At 34.0% G+C, this 16848-nt stretch carries 14 protein-coding genes, 1 tRNA gene and 1 pseudogene; 7 read left to right on the plus strand and 9 right to left on the minus strand.

Annotated elements, in window-relative coordinates; all coding sequences use genetic code 11:
• Positions 1 to 88: 88 nt before the first annotated feature.
• From ZPR_RS10470 to ZPR_RS10490, 5 genes are all read right to left on the minus strand, one after another.
• The gene (locus ZPR_RS10470; protein ID WP_013071634.1) at positions 89 to 1999 is read right to left on the minus strand and encodes a sensor histidine kinase; all 1911 of its coding nucleotides are present in this window, start codon (positions 1997 to 1999) and stop codon (positions 89 to 91) included.
• Positions 2000 to 2399: 400 nt separating this feature from the next.
• Complete coding sequence (locus ZPR_RS10475) at positions 2400 to 2840, minus strand: hypothetical protein (RefSeq protein WP_148211711.1); 441 nt, start codon at positions 2838 to 2840, stop codon at positions 2400 to 2402.
• A gap of 120 nt (positions 2841 to 2960) precedes the next feature.
• The gene (locus ZPR_RS10480) at positions 2961 to 4238 is read right to left on the minus strand and encodes a Glu/Leu/Phe/Val family dehydrogenase (protein WP_013071636.1); all 1278 of its coding nucleotides are present in this window, start codon (positions 4236 to 4238) and stop codon (positions 2961 to 2963) included.
• Between the two features lie 334 nt (positions 4239 to 4572).
• A complete protein-coding gene (locus tag ZPR_RS10485) occupies positions 4573 to 5889 on the minus strand; it encodes a sigma-54-dependent transcriptional regulator (RefSeq protein WP_013071637.1) in 1317 nt (438 codons plus the stop codon).
• 8 nt (positions 5890 to 5897) lie between these two features.
• Positions 5898 to 6989: a sensor histidine kinase gene (locus ZPR_RS10490; protein ID WP_013071638.1), complete on the minus strand. Its 1092-nt coding sequence runs from the start codon at positions 6987 to 6989 to the stop codon at positions 5898 to 5900.
• A 293-nt stretch (positions 6990 to 7282) separates the two neighbouring features.
• Between ZPR_RS10490 and ZPR_RS10495 the strand changes: the two genes are divergently transcribed.
• The gene (locus ZPR_RS10495) at positions 7283 to 7669 is read left to right on the plus strand and encodes a hypothetical protein (protein WP_013071639.1); all 387 of its coding nucleotides are present in this window, start codon (positions 7283 to 7285) and stop codon (positions 7667 to 7669) included.
• A gap of 146 nt (positions 7670 to 7815) precedes the next feature.
• Here ZPR_RS10495 and ZPR_RS10500 read toward each other — a convergent pair whose 3' ends face one another.
• Entirely contained in the window at positions 7816 to 8142 is a 327-nt protein-coding gene (locus tag ZPR_RS10500; RefSeq protein ID WP_041579957.1) for a DMT family transporter, read from the minus strand.
• A 237-nt stretch (positions 8143 to 8379) separates the two neighbouring features.
• Here ZPR_RS10500 and ZPR_RS10505 point away from each other — a divergent pair, with 237 nt between their 5' ends.
• The 3 genes from ZPR_RS10505 (at position 8380) to ZPR_RS10515 (ending at position 11696) form a co-directional block, all read left to right on the plus strand.
• Positions 8380 to 10002 carry a tetratricopeptide repeat-containing sensor histidine kinase gene (locus ZPR_RS10505; protein ID WP_013071641.1) on the plus strand — a complete coding sequence of 541 codons (1623 nt, stop codon included), beginning with the start codon at positions 8380 to 8382 and terminating at the stop codon, positions 10000 to 10002.
• 11 nt (positions 10003 to 10013) lie between these two features.
• Positions 10014 to 10775: a LytR/AlgR family response regulator transcription factor gene (locus ZPR_RS10510; protein WP_013071642.1), complete on the plus strand. Its 762-nt coding sequence runs from the start codon at positions 10014 to 10016 to the stop codon at positions 10773 to 10775.
• Positions 10776 to 10895: 120 nt separating this feature from the next.
• Positions 10896 to 11696 carry a hypothetical protein gene (locus ZPR_RS10515; protein ID WP_041578843.1) on the plus strand — a complete coding sequence of 267 codons (801 nt, stop codon included), beginning with the start codon at positions 10896 to 10898 and terminating at the stop codon, positions 11694 to 11696.
• A gap of 313 nt (positions 11697 to 12009) precedes the next feature.
• Here the strand turns inward: ZPR_RS10515 and ZPR_RS10520 are convergent, their stop codons facing one another.
• A complete protein-coding gene (locus ZPR_RS10520) occupies positions 12010 to 12984 on the minus strand; it encodes a type I phosphomannose isomerase catalytic subunit (RefSeq protein WP_041578844.1) in 975 nt (324 codons plus the stop codon).
• A gap of 217 nt (positions 12985 to 13201) precedes the next feature.
• Here ZPR_RS10520 and ZPR_RS10525 point away from each other — a divergent pair.
• From ZPR_RS10525 to ZPR_RS10535, 3 genes are all read left to right on the plus strand, one after another.
• Positions 13202 to 13275 (plus strand) — tRNA-Arg (locus ZPR_RS10525).
• 232 nt (positions 13276 to 13507) lie between these two features.
• Positions 13508 to 14740: a site-specific integrase gene (locus ZPR_RS10530; protein ID WP_013071645.1), complete on the plus strand. Its 1233-nt coding sequence runs from the start codon at positions 13508 to 13510 to the stop codon at positions 14738 to 14740.
• A 199-nt stretch (positions 14741 to 14939) separates the two neighbouring features.
• Positions 14940 to 15158, plus strand: coding sequence for a hypothetical protein (locus ZPR_RS10535; RefSeq protein WP_013071646.1), 219 nt, complete (start codon positions 14940 to 14942; stop codon positions 15156 to 15158).
• Positions 15159 to 15400: 242 nt separating this feature from the next.
• Here the strand turns inward: ZPR_RS10535 and ZPR_RS24030 are convergent.
• Positions 15401 to 15472: pseudogene (locus ZPR_RS24030) on the minus strand (hypothetical protein); the annotation flags it as partial.
• A 284-nt stretch (positions 15473 to 15756) separates the two neighbouring features.
• Positions 15757 to 16314, minus strand: a complete 558-nt coding sequence (locus tag ZPR_RS10540; RefSeq protein ID WP_148211712.1) for a hypothetical protein — start codon at positions 16312 to 16314, stop codon at positions 15757 to 15759.
• Positions 16315 to 16848: the final 534 nt, after the last annotated feature.

Here is a 16848-nt window from a genome sequence, read left to right on the forward strand (position 1 = left end):
CTATACCCATAGCTAGCTGGGATCGGGAGGCCTCGAATTAAAAATTATTTTCTAAAATTACCTCAAAGCCTTGTGTTAAGGTTTTTTATTACTCACTGCGAATAGGAATATGAATGCTAATCACCGTTCCCTTACCAGGATCGCTATCAATGGCTAAATTCCCCTGAAGTTCATCTATTCTCCTTTTTAGGTTTTTTAATCCTATACCTTCTGAATGATTTGGTACAAAACCTATCCCGTCATCTTCGTACATTAGGGAAAGGCTTTTCTCTTCGGGGATATCATTTAATTGAATCATCACCTGATTGGCTTTGGCGTGTTTGTATGCATTGGTGGTTAATTCTTTAATCATATTAAATAAAGCTACCTGAAGTTTTTTAGGCAGTTGATTAATAGCCTCTTCAGGATAGGCATTAAAAAAATAACTTTGATTTTCAGGCTCGTTAAATTGGTCCATATAATTTTGGACGATAGGCGCAAAAGACTGCTCTTTAAATTCTTTGGGTAATAAACTATGGGAAATTTCCCTTACCTGACGATAAGTACTGTCTAGTTGTTTTTTTACATTAAAGGCGTTTTCTGTTGTTAGATCGAGCTTATTCATTTGAAGTTTGATCGCTGCAAGATTTCCGCCAATACTGTCGTGAAGTTCCTGAGCAATACGTTCACGCTCTCTGGTTTGTATTTTCATGGAAGTTCTGGCCATTTTTAATTCCTGTTCCTGTTGCAGGCTTTGCATTTCTTTACGATTTAAATCTTCTTGTTGCCTGTTTAGTTCACTTTGGGCCTGCAATTTTTGGTAGTAAACTACCAGCAATAAGATAATAGGGATTAGAATGATCAAAAAACCAATTAATACTGCGTTTTTAATCGTACGTTGTTTATCAATTTCTATTTGATCTTTTAGCTTGGATTCCTGAAGCTTCATTATTTCTCGCTCCTTCTCTAAACTTTTATATTTTTCTTCTAACTCTCTAACCTGACGTGCATTTTGCTGTGATGCTATTGTTTTATTGACCGCTTCATATTGCGTCATTAAATTAAAAGCATTTTTATAATCTTCTTTAGTCACATAAAGATCCACAAGTGAGCGATTAACTTTCTTTTGCAATTCCAGCCGATTCCAGGATACCGTATTTATATAGGCGGTGCTTAGGGCGATTTCTGCCGCTTCATAATTTTGCTGTTTTAAATAAATATAACCTTCATTTAAAACCGCCTGAATGTAATAGCCATAGTAACCTTTTGCCAGGCATTCTTTTTTTATGTGCTGAAATTGCTCTAGAGACTGTAATGAGGTATAGTTTTTTGATTGAAGTTTAGCAAGGTTTAATCGTATGCGATACGAAAGTTTATCCAGTTTTTTAATGGCCGGTAATTCTAATACTTTAGTGTACGTAGCTATTGCGTGTTCCCATTCTTTATTCCTGTACTGAAAATCGGCAAGAGCAGTAAGTACTAATGCATTTAAATTTTCATTATTATGTGCTAACTTCAAAAGCTCTTCTATTATTTCTTTCGCTTTCTGTAATTCTTCCTTTTGTAAATAAGTTTCAGCTAAGCCTAATCTTAAATATATAGTGATAGGTTTGTATTTAGCTGCGTGTAAACTTTCCAGTCCATTTATATAACTGGCAATAGCTTCATCCAATAACCCCAACTTTCTTTTGGCCAGGGCTTCGTAATAAATTCCGCGGTATTTATAATATTCGTAGTCCGCACTGGTATGAGGTAATGCTGTAATCGTTTTTTGAATACGCTCACCATATACCAGTATCGAGTCGGCTAAATCTGTTTTATCAAAAACCTGAGCGATGGTATCCAGATAGGCCAGGCGTTCTTTTGTGCTTATTGCCTTATCTAAATTTTTATAAAGATAAGTATCTACCTCATTGGGAATTTTAGGAAAGGCTTTAAAATGGGAATACTTATCCTGTGCATGTGCCTGAATGAGTATGAAGAAGAAAAATAAAAAATATACCAGCCTTTGGAAGGACATACAATAGACCTTTTTAGAGCGTTCAAAAATACGACTTATAGAAAATTCAGTATTGTTATTTATTATAAATAATCCTTAAAAAACCTGTAATCATTGAGTTTTTGGAAAGCCTGAAATTGTTTTACAGCAAATTATATCAGTACTGTTTAAATTCAAAATATCAAATAACGTAGATGTCTAAAATCGAAGCCAAAAGGATCGTTTAAGGCGTTATTCCTTTTGCGAGATCTACGATAAGCCTAAAAAATAGCCGAACACCTTGCATTGAAAGTATAAATCCTAAAATCTATAATTTCAGCAGGCGTCCGGCCTCGGAAAAAACATCCAAACAAACAGTTCAGCGTCATTCTTAAAATTCGGTTTCTTCCTGAGAATTCTTGTTCAAGTCTCCGAAAATTGTTTAATCAATTTTTAGTTCGGAATACACTAAAGTTTTAGAAATAATTTGATGCTTCAGCCGCTTTATTTTAATAAAATGATCCTGAAGTCTTTTTTTAAATAGGGAGTGTGCTTCCATATAAATTTGTTCGCATTCCATATCATCACACTCCCTGATCTTCGAGATCCTGTTTTTATAATACAAACAGGTACGAAGATGAAACTTGTTTTGTTCTATATGCCGACAGATATATGATAATAATGAATTTATGGTGCTTTTTTCACATCGCATTTTTCCAGAATAATAATCCTGTAAATATGATTTATAGAGTAAAAGTTCAAAATCGATGATCTCAAGCTTTTGAAACCAATCATGAGCATTCCCTTCAATTACCGATATTGTATTTTTACCAGTATTTGTTTGTTCATATTCCATGAGAAAATTTTGAGTACCGTTTTTCATTAGTTCATTTTTCAGCATTATTATTTTTTCCTGGATAATCGGGATTAAATGCTATCAGGCTCGCCTAGAAATAAAAAATAACTTTCTAAGAAATACCTTATGCGCTTTCCTTCAGTGCGTTTATGGAAAAATACCTCTTTGTTGGTATGCCGTTTCAATTCGGGATATAGCCAGCATATATGCCGCGGTTCTCCAATCGATATTTTTTTCTTCGACTTCACGCTGAATACGTTTAAAGTTTTCAGTAAGTTTTTTCTGAAGTTTTCCCATACTTTCTTCCAAATCCCATAACTCTCCGTTACGGTTTTGTAACCATTCAAAATAACTTGAAATCACTCCGCCTGAATTGCAAAAAATATCTGGAATAATAGTCGCATTGTTTCTTAATAAAATGTCTTCCCCTTCTTTATCCGTTGGACCATTGGCACCTTCTAATATAAGTGGTGCTTTTATTTTTTCAGCGACCACGGCCGTAATTTGATTTCCCAGTGCTGCGGGAATAATGATATCACATTCTAAACCAAAGAAATCTTCAGGAGGAATAGTAACCGCATCCGGATAATCTGCAATCGATCCTTTTCTGGGATTAGAATGTACCGCTAATCCTTCTACATCTATACCTTCTTTTTTGTACAATGTAGCGTGAGCATCCTGAACCGCCAGCAAACGAGCTCCTTCTTTTACCAGAAAGTGAGAAGCCCAATAGCCAACATTTCCAAATCCCTGAACAATAAATGTTTTATCCTCTAAACGTTCTCCTTTATTTTCTAAATAAAGTTTTGCTGATAGAAATACACCATAGCCGGTAGCACGATCCCGACCTTCCAGTCCGCCTACGCCCAATGGTTTACCTGTAACGATATGCCGGTTATGCGAACGCTCTGAAGTTGGGATAGTAGACATATAAGTGTCTGCAATCCATGCCATCGTTTGAGCATTGGTATTAATATCTGGAGCAGGAATATCATGTTCTGGCCCTATATTTTCTCCCAGTGCATAGGTGAATCTACGGGTTATTCGCTCTAGTTCTCCAATAGAATATTTTCTGGGATCTATTTCTATCCCGCCTTTAGCGCCCCCAAATGGCAGTCCTGCAAGAGAAGTTTTCCAGGTCATCCACATCGCCAAAGCTCTGGCAGCATCAATATCTACCGTGTCATGATAACGCAAACCACCTTTGTATGGCCCCAGGGCATTGTTATGCTGTACACGATAACCGGTAAAGACTTCTACACTTCCGTCGTCCATCTTAACCGGAAAGTGAACGATAATTTCACTGTTTGAAATTGAAAGGATCTTTCTTATATTAACATTTAGATCCATACGGTCTGCCGTTTTATTAAACTGGCTCATTACCGTAGCATGCATTGATTGTTTTTTTGTTTTTTCCTTTTTCATGAGTATTATTTAAAATGTTCACAAAACAACTTTCGGTGGTCCTTCCACGTACAGTTTTTTTGATGATCACAATTAAAGCAAAGTCCCTTAAGCATCTCCTGGGGTAAGAGACTGCCTAAAGAACTTTTTAAAGCTGACTTTTTATTGATATGATTTGTTTTCATAATAATGATGTTCGTCTATATCTTAAAAGTCAAAGGCTATACCCAAAAAAGAACGATTTATTTTATTTTGTGTAGTATTATGAAAATCAGATTATTATGTTTTTTAAAATTTTTATTTTATTTCTTTTAAGCGGGCATTATAACCCGGGTGAGGAATAATGTACCACTTGTTAGTTTAGTTTATTACGCAGGGTTTTGCGATCTATTTTGAGAATCTCGGCAGCCTGCGTTTTGTTTTGATCGGTATAGGCCAGAACTTTAAGAATATATTCTTTTTCAATTTCAGCTAAAGATTTAAACGCGGCATCACTAGTATTAATATTGTATTTAAAATGATCTGGAAGCTGAGCAATGCTTATGTCATCATCGCTTAAAATTAATGCACGCTGAATAATATTCTCAAGTTCTCTAACATTTCCTGGCCAGTCGTAATTCTGTAATAATTCTAATGCTTTTTCGCTAAGCTTTGCCCGTTTTCCATATTCCGATCCGTATTTTCTTAAAAAATTATTTGCTAGAAAAGGAATATCACTTTTATGCGAACGCAGGGGAGGAGTACTTATATTCACCACATTTAAACGATAATAAAGATCTTCACGAAATTTACCGTTTTGCACCATTTTAAAAAGATCACTATTGGTAGCCGCAATGATACGAATGTCAATTTTCTTAGCTTCCTGCTCTCCAATACGTTGTATTTCTTTTTCCTGAAGGACTCTTAGCAGTCTGGTTTGTACCTTCATGGGGGCATTTCCTATCTCGTCTAAAAATATAGTGCCTTTATCTGCGGCCTGAAAAAATCCCTGGCGGTTCTCTAAAGCCCCGGTAAATGCACCTTTAGTATATCCAAATAATTCGGCTTCAAGCAGCTCCTCAGGTATTCCACCGCAATTTACAGCAATAAAAGGTTGAGCGGCAAATCTTCCTTTATAATGAATAGCTCTTGCAATAAGTTCTTTTCCGGTGCCACTTTCTCCCTGGATTAGAACCGTTGCTTTGTTGTCTTTAACTCTTTCGATAAGATCGATAAGCTTTTGCATAGGATCAGAGTTTCCAATAATACCAGCATAAGAAATGCTGTTATTAGCGGCAGATTGCTGAGGCGTTTCCTGTAGATTTTGAGGCAAAGCTTTGACTACCGCATTTTTTAATTCCTCTTTGGTAAATGGCTTAATAAGATAATCTATTGCTCCAGATCTCATAGCTTCCAAAGCACCATCGATAGACGGAAATCCTGTGATGACCAGCGTAGGAAGAGCAGGATAATGATCGGAGGCGTATTTTATTAATTCCCTTCCATCGACTTGAGGCATTTGCAAATCTGTAACCAGTAAATCGATACGACTATATTTTAGAATATTTATGGCTTCCAGAACACTGGAAGCTTTATAGGCATGAAAGTTCTGATCTTGTAGTTGTCGCTGAAGCAATTCCAACATATCAAAATCATCATCTACTATTAATATATTTGCTTTTTTATAGGTCATAATTAAAGTTATAGCGGTAATAGAATCTGAAAGTTACTTCCGTTAGGTATATTCTCTTTTATTTTAATTTCTCCCTGATGTGCTTTTACAATGCCGTGCACCACGCTTAATCCTAATCCTGAACCTTCTCCAAGGGGTTTTGTACTATAAAATGGATGGAAGACTTTTTTCCGAAGCGCCTTTGGAACTCCGGGCCCCTGGTCTTTAATTTCCATAAGGAGATGATTTTTAGAATGGCTGACCGAAATTTGAATCTTACTTTTGGGAGGAGATACATAAATAGCATTGATAACCAGGTTAAAAATGATTTGCGTAAATTGTATCATATCCAGCGGAAAAACCAAATTATCTTCATCAATTTCAAAACTACAGGTAACCCCTGCTTTTTTAAGATTGGGTCCCAACAGAGATAAAGCTTGTTCTATAATAGGTTTTATTTGTTGTGGTTGCTTTTGATGTGGCATTTCACAGGCAAAAAACATTAGTTTTTTTACAATTTCTCTGGAATATATACTGGCTTTAATTATTTTATCCAGATCATTTTTAGTCTGCTCATCCTTATTATTTTCCTGTATAAGTTCAGCAAATCCCAGAATGTTCCCTAAAGGAGTATTTAATTCGTGTGCGATACCAGCGGTTATTTCACCTAAAATAGCCAAACGGTCGTTATGTTCAGCTTTTCGGCGTACTAATTCTTCTCGTTCTTTAATGCTTTCTCTTTGAAAAAAGTCACTGATTTCTATCGCTATTTGATTTAATAATTGTTGTTCTTCTTCTAAGAAATCAGTTTTGTCATAGTTTTCAGCATCATAATATACCCTTATTTTTCCAGAATTTTCCTGATGGTCTGATAGTTTACTTTCCTGAAACACATGCTTATTTGGAATAGGGGCGGTGTTAATTTGAAAATCAGTATACTGTAATTCTACAATAGTAGCTTTAGGGTGTCGCCAGGCGTTTTTGGTGATTTCACAAACTTCTTTTAAGGTTTCCTGAATATTGTTGGAATGCTTTCTTAAAACACTCGAGATACTATAAAGGCATGTTAATTCCTTTACCCTTTCTTTTAGACGATCTTCTAATGTAAATTCTTTGTTCATTTTTACAATTTCTCTACAACACAACTACCATAATCGGGCAATACCTGGATTAAAATTCCGAATAAAAACGTAAGGTGTTGATAATCAATGTTATAATTTTTATGGTGTTGTTATTTAAGTGGGGTTTTTTGACCCGGTGATACATTATTACCCAAAAGTATTATTTTTTTCTAAAATATGTTTCTAATTAAACAGCTGTTAATCAGTGATATGTGAAATGCTCGAGAAATATTTGTATAGATCGGTACAGGCTTTGTCTTTATGAATGCGTGTTTAATCTTTGAAAATAGCAATTGGAGATCAATTTTTTTAAACAGGTGTATTCATATCGAGAGCTCTGTATTAAAAAGGATTTAAGAGAAGTAGCGATGTGGGAACTTTTTCTTGAGGATATAAATGAAGATTTAGGGAGCCTTTTAAAACTAGAAAAATTAATGATAAATGATGCCAGGTTAGCTGGTACTTTACATGGAATGCGTAGAGAGGTTATCTTGTGTACGGCAGGATTATGCAAGTTTGAGCAGGAACTAAAGAAAGAGCTAGAATACGGAAAAAGTGAATATGGAGACCAGCATATTAATTTATATGAAAGGCATCGCATGCGCTATCTAAGGATTGTTGAAAAACATCATTTATTAAAAAAGAGCATATATAAGCGATTATCAGAGCGAAAAAATTAAGTATTAAAAATGTATATTTTGTCACGATTAAAATTTCTTTTTATTCTTGCGCTAATTGCCATTTTAAGTATTCTGTTACTGTCCTGGTTAGTTCCGGCACCAATATTTCAGGGTTCATAAATTAGCGATTAGCTTAAAGCTGTTCCTCAATGGGACACTAATTTTAGACCAATGATAGAGCCGATAAGGGTGGTGATAAAAAACAATCTCCAAAAAGTGGCCGGTTCTTTAAAAACAATAATTCCCAATAATACGGTTCCTGCTGCGCCTATACCCGTCCATACTGCATAAGCAGTTCCAATAGGCAAAGCCTTGGTTACTTTTATCAGTAAGCTCATACTAAACACAAGGCATAGTAAAAACCCACCAAACCAAAGTTTTGACGCGATACCTTCAGTTTGATTTGCTTTACCCAGACATATGGCAAAAAGCATTTCAAACAAGCCTGCGATTATTAGGAGAAACCAATTCATAGATTCAAAATTTTCAGTAAAAATAGAAAGAATAATAAATATGCAGACCCCCAATATCAATAATATAATCGGTAGGGTTTTATCCATTTTCTAAAGGTTTGGACTAAAATTTTAATAATTTTGTAAACCGCTTAAAAAATTAGCATGCCAATATATTTAAGGAAGATAGTAGTGCTTTTAAGCATTTTTTTTTCGCTTAATTTTTTCTGTCAGACTCAACATTCAGAAGAATTTTCGATGATAGATTCTTTAATGGCTGTCAAAAAATATGCACAGGCTAAAAGTAAAGCAGCTTGGCTTACCGAAGAGCAAATTCCCGATAGTATAAGTGCAAAAGCTCATTTATACCTTGGGAAAATAGAGTTATTAACTGGAAATCTGGATCTTGCACTTTCTGAATATTTTGAAGCTCGGGAATTTTTAAAATACCTTGATGCTGAAGATAAAGCTAATTTGTTTTCAGGAATAGGAGTAGTATATTCTAAGTCTCAGAATTTTGACGATGCGATTTCTAATTTTAAGCATGCTTTACAATACGCTCAGCAAGATATAAATCGTTTAAAGATTCTTGTGAACCTTGGCGGGGTATCAATGGAAGCCGGTAAGGAACAGGTGCCTTTTATTTATGCTGAAGCACTGGAAATAGCTAAAAAACTAAAAGAAGCTGGCGTCGAAGCAATAATTTATACCAATCTTAGTAATTATTATCTAAAAAAGCATTCCTGGCAAAGCGCAATAGAGAGTGCGAATAGAAGCTTATCTATCAGAGATTCTTTAAAAATGCCGGTTTCTGTAATAACGCTTAATAATCTTGGTTATGCATTAGTCAATAGCGGGACTATTAATGAAGGAATCAAGAATTATAAAAAGGCACTGGAGTATGCTAATCTATCCGAAAAGATCCAGATTTTATACAATTTACGAAGCGCGAATATAGCAGCGGGAGAGTATCAAAAAGCAATACAATATTATGATCGATATGATAGTGTAAAGGATATAGCCGCCAGTAAGAATTATGAACAAAAAATAGCAGATATTCGGACGGCTTACGAGACTGCCGAGAAAGAGAAAAAAATAATCTTACTGGAAGCAGAGAATAAAATTCGGAAAAGAGAGTTATTCTGGGTTGTAGCTGCGGGTGTTTTTCTATTGCTATTGTTAGGGATTGGAGGTTATTTTAGAATGAAGCACTTAAAAGTGCGTCAAAAACTAGAGCAATCCCGATTAAGAAGCAAATTTTTACGATTACAGCTTAATCCACATTTTTTATTTAATGCTTTACAACAAGTCCAGTTTTATATTTATCGCAATGAGCGTGAAACATCTATGCAATATCTGGATCAGTTTGGGAAGCTTATACGATCGGTTTTGGAATATTCAGATAGCGATTTTATTAAACTTAGTGATGAGGTTGCCATGCTAGCACATTATTTAAGTTTACAGGAGAATGCTATTGCAGCCGATTTTTCATTTTCGATTAACTGCGACCCTTTGATTTCGCCAGAGGAAATTAGTATTCCAGTTATGTTATTACAGCCTTTTGTGGAGAATGCGGTGATCCACGGAGCCGGATCAAGACCAGAAAAAGCCCGTGTAGAAGTTGTATTCCAAAGAACTAAGCTTAAGGATAAAATACGTGTTGAAATTATTGATAACGGAACCGGTATTCAACATAAAAAAACAAGATCGCAGCACAATAAATTACATCGCTCTATGGGACAGGATATTTTGCAAGAACGAATGAAGGAATTAAATCGTCTCACTCAGACGCAAATAGATATACATATTGAGAACGCAACAAAAGAGGAGAAGTATCCGGGTACTCGTGTTAGTCTTATTATTCCTTGTATTCCTATATAAATTTAACGTCCATGAATTTTAGAAGTGAACCAACAGATCTACGGGTATTGCTTGTTGAAGATGATTTTGCCTCAGTAAGCATGTTTACTGATATTCTTAAAATGCATTTTGGATTTGAAATATGTAGTGTGAATACCTTAGAAGAAGCCTCTAATAAATTAGAGTCTTTTTCGCCCGAATTATTGATATTAGATATTAATTTACCCGACGGAAATTCGATAAATTTTTTGAAAGAGTTGTATCAAAAAGGATTTCCTGAGTTTAAAGTGATTTTTACAACGGCTTATGCCAATTATGCCGTAGAAGCTTTTCGATTGAGCGCTTTAGATTTCTTACTGAAACCAATAGCACCCCAAAACCTGATAGCATCTGTAAAAAAGGTTTTAAAAAATATATCGTCTGAAAATTATAAAAAACAATTAGAAACCTTATTTCTTAACGATCGCCAACCAAAGGATAAAAAGATTGTTCTAAAAACTCAGGATGATATTCATGTTGTTGCTTTACAAGATATCATTCATGCCCAGGCAGATAATAATTATACCATATTTTATCTTACAAACCTAAAAAAGGTTTTAGTCTCTAAGCCTTTAAAGAAATTCGAAAATGACTTATCAAAATATGGATTTTTAAGAACTCATCAATCCCATTTGATTAATAGCGCTCATATTCTTTCTTATCATCGCAAAAAGCAGTGCGTTGTACTGCATGGGGACATAGAAGTGCCCGTTGCCCAAAATAGAAAGCAGATATTACTTAATTTTTTTAATTAATTCTAGATAAACATGGTTAAATTCTCAATGAAAACAGGTGTACACTAATCCTCTTTAAATAGCAAATATCAGGTATTTTTTCAGAAGTATATTTGAAAGAAAATATAGAACTAATATCTTATGAAAACGAAAGCTTATTTTTTCCTGACCGTCTTTTTTATGATTTCCAATGTACTTCAGGCACAACTATTTGATAAGATAAAAAACAAAATTGAAGATAAAGCAAGTGAGGTAGTAGAAGAGGGGTTAAATTCTGGTAAGAAAGACCGAAAGCAGAAGTCGAAATCGGGCCGAATTCAGTTAGAAAATACCATAAATTTTTATCCTGGTGATTCTATTATTTATGTCTCTAATTTTTCAAGAGGTGAAGTAGGTTCAATGCCCGGAGACTGGAAGACAACAGGCTCTGGATCTGTCGTTCCCGTAAATCAGATAGGAGGAAACTGGTTAAAAATGTCTGAGCGTACTACCTATAAATTAAATCATTCTATTTACTATCCAGATGATTTTACGATAGAGTTTGATCTTTTGGTAGCCGCAGATAAAGTTGATGATCTATCTTCACTATATTTTGGTTTTACCAAGGATAATAGCCTTACAAGGTGGATTTCTTCCAATACTATATGGTCTGCCCAATTACAGTATATGAATAATAATGATATTGTAGTGAGTAGTTCTTCAGCAGATATTTATCAGGCTTCAAATTTCGATTTAGAGACTTATGCCAATCAGGTTATGCATGTTGCGATTGAGGTTCATAAAGATCAGGTGAAAATATTTTTAGATGATGATAAAATAGCAGATACTAAACTATTTAATGGAGAGAAAGCCAAGCATTTCTTTATCAGCAGTCCGCTTCGCCAGGAGCATAAGGCATCAACCTTGTTCAGTAATTTTAATATTAGGGTTTATAAAGACTAAACTCTAATTTGTTTACTGCCCGGGAGATTTTACTGTTTGTTCTTATGGCATATTAATCAATTATAAGCAGTAAAAGCATATACAAATTTAAAGAACCCACCAGGTGTCATAAATCTTGAAATTCAATATTGGAACGGTAGTAGAAGTAGATAAATTCCTTTATTGGCAACGCCAAGAGGATAGCAATTAGATTATGATGGTTATCGAGATGTTTAGAAGTTGTAAATGTTTTTTCTATATAAGAAGATCATAAGAATTTCAATTTTTACCAAAAAAGCCGATTAAATCGGCTTTTTTTGGTCATAAAATTATTTTATCTGCTTACAGAAACTTCCAATAATTCGCAGTTATCTGCACTTATCTGGACTTCTTTATTTTCCGCAGGAATTAATAAAGTTTGTCCCTGTTCTATTTCCTCAGTATTTCCCGCTACACTTATGCTAGCTTTACCACTAACAGCCATATAAATGATAAAACTATCTACAGCTGAATAGTCTTTCGTGATACTACCTTTTACGGGTAAATAATTAGTCGTAAAGTATTGGCAATCTGCAATATTTGAAGATTGGTTAGGAGTTTTATCATACTCCATTTTAAAATCATCTTTCTTTTCAAAGTCGATAGCATCTATGGCTAAAGCCGTATGTAGCTCTCTGGCATTTCCCTGATCATCTACACGATCCCAATCGTAAATTCTATAGGTTATATCTGAAGTTTGTTGAATTTCAGCTAATAATACACCAGCTCCAATAGCATGTACTTTACCGGTATTTATAAAGAAGCTATCTCCTTTTTTAACCGGTTCGAAATTAAGAACCTCTGTGATTTTACCTTCTTCAAGATGTTTAATATAATCTTCCTTGGTAATCGTCTCTTTAAAACCTACATTGATATCTGCATTCTTGTCGGCTTGCATGATAAACCACATTTCGGTTTTTCCAAAACTATTATGGCGTTCTTTAGCAAGATCATCATGAGGATGCAATTGTACAGAAAGTGCGGTTTTCGCGTCGATATACTTTATAAGCAGTGGAAATTCAGCTCCAAAGTCAGCATATATCTTTTCGCCTAAAATTCTTCCTTTATATTCTTCTAAAAGTTCGTTTAAAGTTTTGCCTTTAAGAGCTCCATTTTCTACCACAGAGATATCACCTTTAACACCAGAGATTTCCCAGCTTTCGCCTAAATTTTTTGCGTTTGATTCTTTGTTTAATATGGTCGCTAATTTCTCACCTCCCCAAATTTTTTCTTTTAGGATAGGTGTAAATTTGATTGGATAATTAAGCATTCTTATTTGTGTTAGGATTAAATCGAGTATAAAAATAAGTAAAAACTTTAAGACCATTGTAATCCTATACCCATGGCTTATATAATGATAATTTTTTTTAGACTACTAAAGTGTTGCTTATCAATATTTAAAAGAATGAGTTGAAACAAAAACTAATTTTTATTAAAAAAAGCCTTGCTTTAAAATAAAAAGAGATTATATTTGCAACCGCAAAAATGGTCGCGTAGCTCAGTTGGATAGAGCATCTGCCTTCTAAGCAGACGGTCACAGGTTCGAATCCTGTCGCGATCACTTTTCAAGTATATAATTGACACCAAAACCCTGAAAATCGTATGATTTTCAGGGTTTTATGTTTTTATTGATTATCTTTAAAACCAATGAAAATCATTAAAAACGTTCACAATTCGGTTGACAGTTTTAGTAAGAACAAAAGTGTTAACCGAATAGGTGTTTAAAATACTGATATTGAACCTATTGAATTTGACTTTCGTCTTTAAAAAATGTGTAATTAAAGACGATAAAAATGAAAAATCGGTCAACATTTAGTTTAATTTTCTGGGTTTGCTCTTCTCGAATCAAGAATAATCAAGTTCCTGTTTATGCAAGAATAACGGTAAATGGTAAGAGAGCAAACATTAGTATTCAGAGACGTGTTAATTCTACTGATTGGGATGCAGCTAGAGGTATAATGAGAGGGACACGACAAGAATCTAAACTTTTAAATAAGTATTTAGATCAAGTGCGTTCAAAAATTTATACCGCCTACGAAGATTTGCTAAGCGAAAATAAAATGGTCACTGCTCAGGCGATCAAGAACAGATATTTAGGAGCGGATAAATTTTACCGTTCATTGCAGGAATTATTTGAATACCACAATGAGATTTCTCGTCATTCAATTTCCGCTCATACCTTACGACATTACAAAGTCACGCAAGGGTACTTGCAAAAGTTTTTAAGGGCTAAATTTAATTTAGAAGATTTTAGGTTAATATATTTAAATTTTTCCTTTATTAAGGATTTTGAATTTTTTATAAAATCCTACCAGCCTACTGATCACCAACGAAAAATGGGACACAATACCGCAATGAAGCATCTTCAGCGATTGCGTAAAATGGTTACAATGGCCTATCATCACGAGTGGATACCTAAAGATCCTTTTGTGCGATTTAAATCATCTTATGTAAAAAAGAGAAGGGAGTTTTTAACTAGGGAGGAGTTACAATCCATTGAGGATTTCCAATCGTCCATAAATAGACTTAACATTGTAAAGGATATTTTTCTCTTTAGCTGCTATACGGGACTTTCTTACATTGATATCACTAAACTAACTATGGATAATATTGGGATGGATTTTGATGGGAATCAATGGATAGAAACAGAACGGCAAAAGACAAAAACTGCTTTAAAGATTCCTTTACTTAATCAGGCAAGAGATATTTTAAAACGTTACCAGGATCACCCAAAAACGGTACATTCTAAAACCTTATTACCTCGTTATTCGAACCAAAAATTGAACAGTTATTTAAAAGAAATAGCTGATTTCTGTGGCATCAAAAAACATCTAACCTTTCATATTGCCAGGCATACCTTTGCAACAACCATCACGTTGACCAATGGAGTACCAATAGAGACTGTTTCAAAGCTATTAGGACACACGAAACTAGCTACTACACAAATTTATGCCCGGGTAGTTGATAAAAAGGTGAAAGATGATATGGCGATGCTCAATGCAAAGCTTAATAATAGTTCCGATTAGGTAATTAATACCTATTTATTATAATAGTAAATAATTCTATAAAGTAGCGATTATGATTAATACAGAAAACAATTTGAAGAGTGAAAACCGATACTCTCAGAATTTCATTCCTGTAGGAATAGTCGCATTTTCGAAAAATTGTGAGGCCGTCCATGGATAAATATTAACGAGATATTATTTTCGAGAGAAGGTTTTAATTATGGAAAATCAAATCTCAATCATTACCCATGCTTTAGAAGAGGCTTTTAATTTTCGTTTAACTAATATTTCTAAGACGTATACTGAACTCGGAATTAAACTTGAATTAAAGATAGATAAGGTAGTTGGTGTAATAGAAACAATTTTAAGCTTGACAAATATGTATTTATTACTGGTAGTATGTTTTGGAGAAAATTACTCTGAATTTTGGGGTCTGTAAAATATGCCCAAAATACGCTTTAACTTTTTGAAAATTTTGATTGATAATCTGCTTTAATCATTTTTATATACTGGATACAAGGATACAAAGACAATCATCATACTTTATTTTTATATAATTAATTCATCATAACTCATCTTTATCGATGAACAATCACAAAGTATGATAGAACCTATTTTACATTCAAAAAAGGGTTTGGCATCTTGGGCGATACTTCTTTTCGTGTTTATTAACAATTTTTATTATCCATAAATTTTAGAAACTTCTGTTGAAGCCGTAACCATCGATTTTAATGGCTTTTCTGTTTCTTCCCAATTGCGTGTTTTTAAACCACAATCAGGATCAACCCAAAGTTATTTGGCTGGTAAAAGCTTAAACATCTCTTTCAGGGTACTCTGGGGGAATATATATCATAGAGCCCTGGCGGCAGCTCCGGATTTTCACACGATTCCCTATTAATTTAGCTTAGGTAAAACCCTGTCTGTTAGATGAAGGATGTAAAAGAACTGAGAATATAAAACTATGAATATATTTTATTTATATCGCTCTTTATAATTATACAACGGCAATTAAATAATAGTTATCACTTTTTTTAAAGCTAAGTTCTTGTGTGATTTGCATAAGGAAAGCCAAAAGTTCTGAAATGAATAATGATACCAATAAGAACTAAAATAAATCCCGCAATATTAGTAACTGTTGTAAAGTAGCCTAAAAAAAGTACCAGCATACCTGATAACAACATTTTTTCGGAATAGTGTACCAGTTCCATGGCGGCTAAGCTATCAATATCCCGTGAATACTTATAGAGCTCACGATCGATTTGTAATTGGGCAATAACGATCCAAATGATCGATATTTTAAGAATCATGAGTCCTAGTTCATTGACTAACGGATGGTCAAAATAGGCAACAGGCATAAATATAAAATCATAATCAGGCAGTAACGAATAAATTATAGTCATGAGGATAAATAAGGAAAATATAATCCAGTAATATCCCCCTACACGTTTTAAACGATGATATTTAGTTATTTTTTCAATGTTTGGTCTGGCTTCAACAACCGGTATAATTTGTCTGAAGTTTTTCCATAAAATAATGACCCAACTAGCAATAAGCATTAAAGCGGGTAGGATCATACGTAAATTAGATGATTCCATAGTTTGATAAGTTAATAGTTCAGAAGAATTTTAAAGGTGAATGCGGAAAAATTGAATACGCCTACCAAAAACTATGGAAAGGAAATAACCGTAATAAATTACCAGATCTATAAAAAAGATATTGAGAGTAAATTATTGTAAAATATACAGGTAATAATAACTGGCCGAAAGGAATAGCATTAACCAATCCTTTATTATAGGGAAAATTTTCTTTTGAATCTCTTTTTGCATGTAGGACCAATATGTCGCCATGAGAATAATGATCCGAATTTGAAGATGGAGCCGAAATTTCCCTGTTATGGTCATTTTTTTCAGATAATATTAACCCAGATTTTAAAGAATTAGCAGAGCATTCTGTGTAATGACCAAATACCAGATAAATGGCAAGAAATACAAAGCAACACTTATTTAGGGGAAATTCCATAGGGTAAAACTACATAAATCTAAGCTTTTCAAAAACTTTTAAAGCACTATTTAAACACAAAAATTAGAATATTGCTATCGACTGATTTTTATATTTGAAAATAAAAAATA

The sequence above is a fragment of the Zunongwangia profunda SM-A87 genome (assembly GCF_000023465.1).
In the GTDB taxonomy this organism is placed as follows: domain Bacteria; phylum Bacteroidota; class Bacteroidia; order Flavobacteriales; family Flavobacteriaceae; genus Zunongwangia; species Zunongwangia profunda.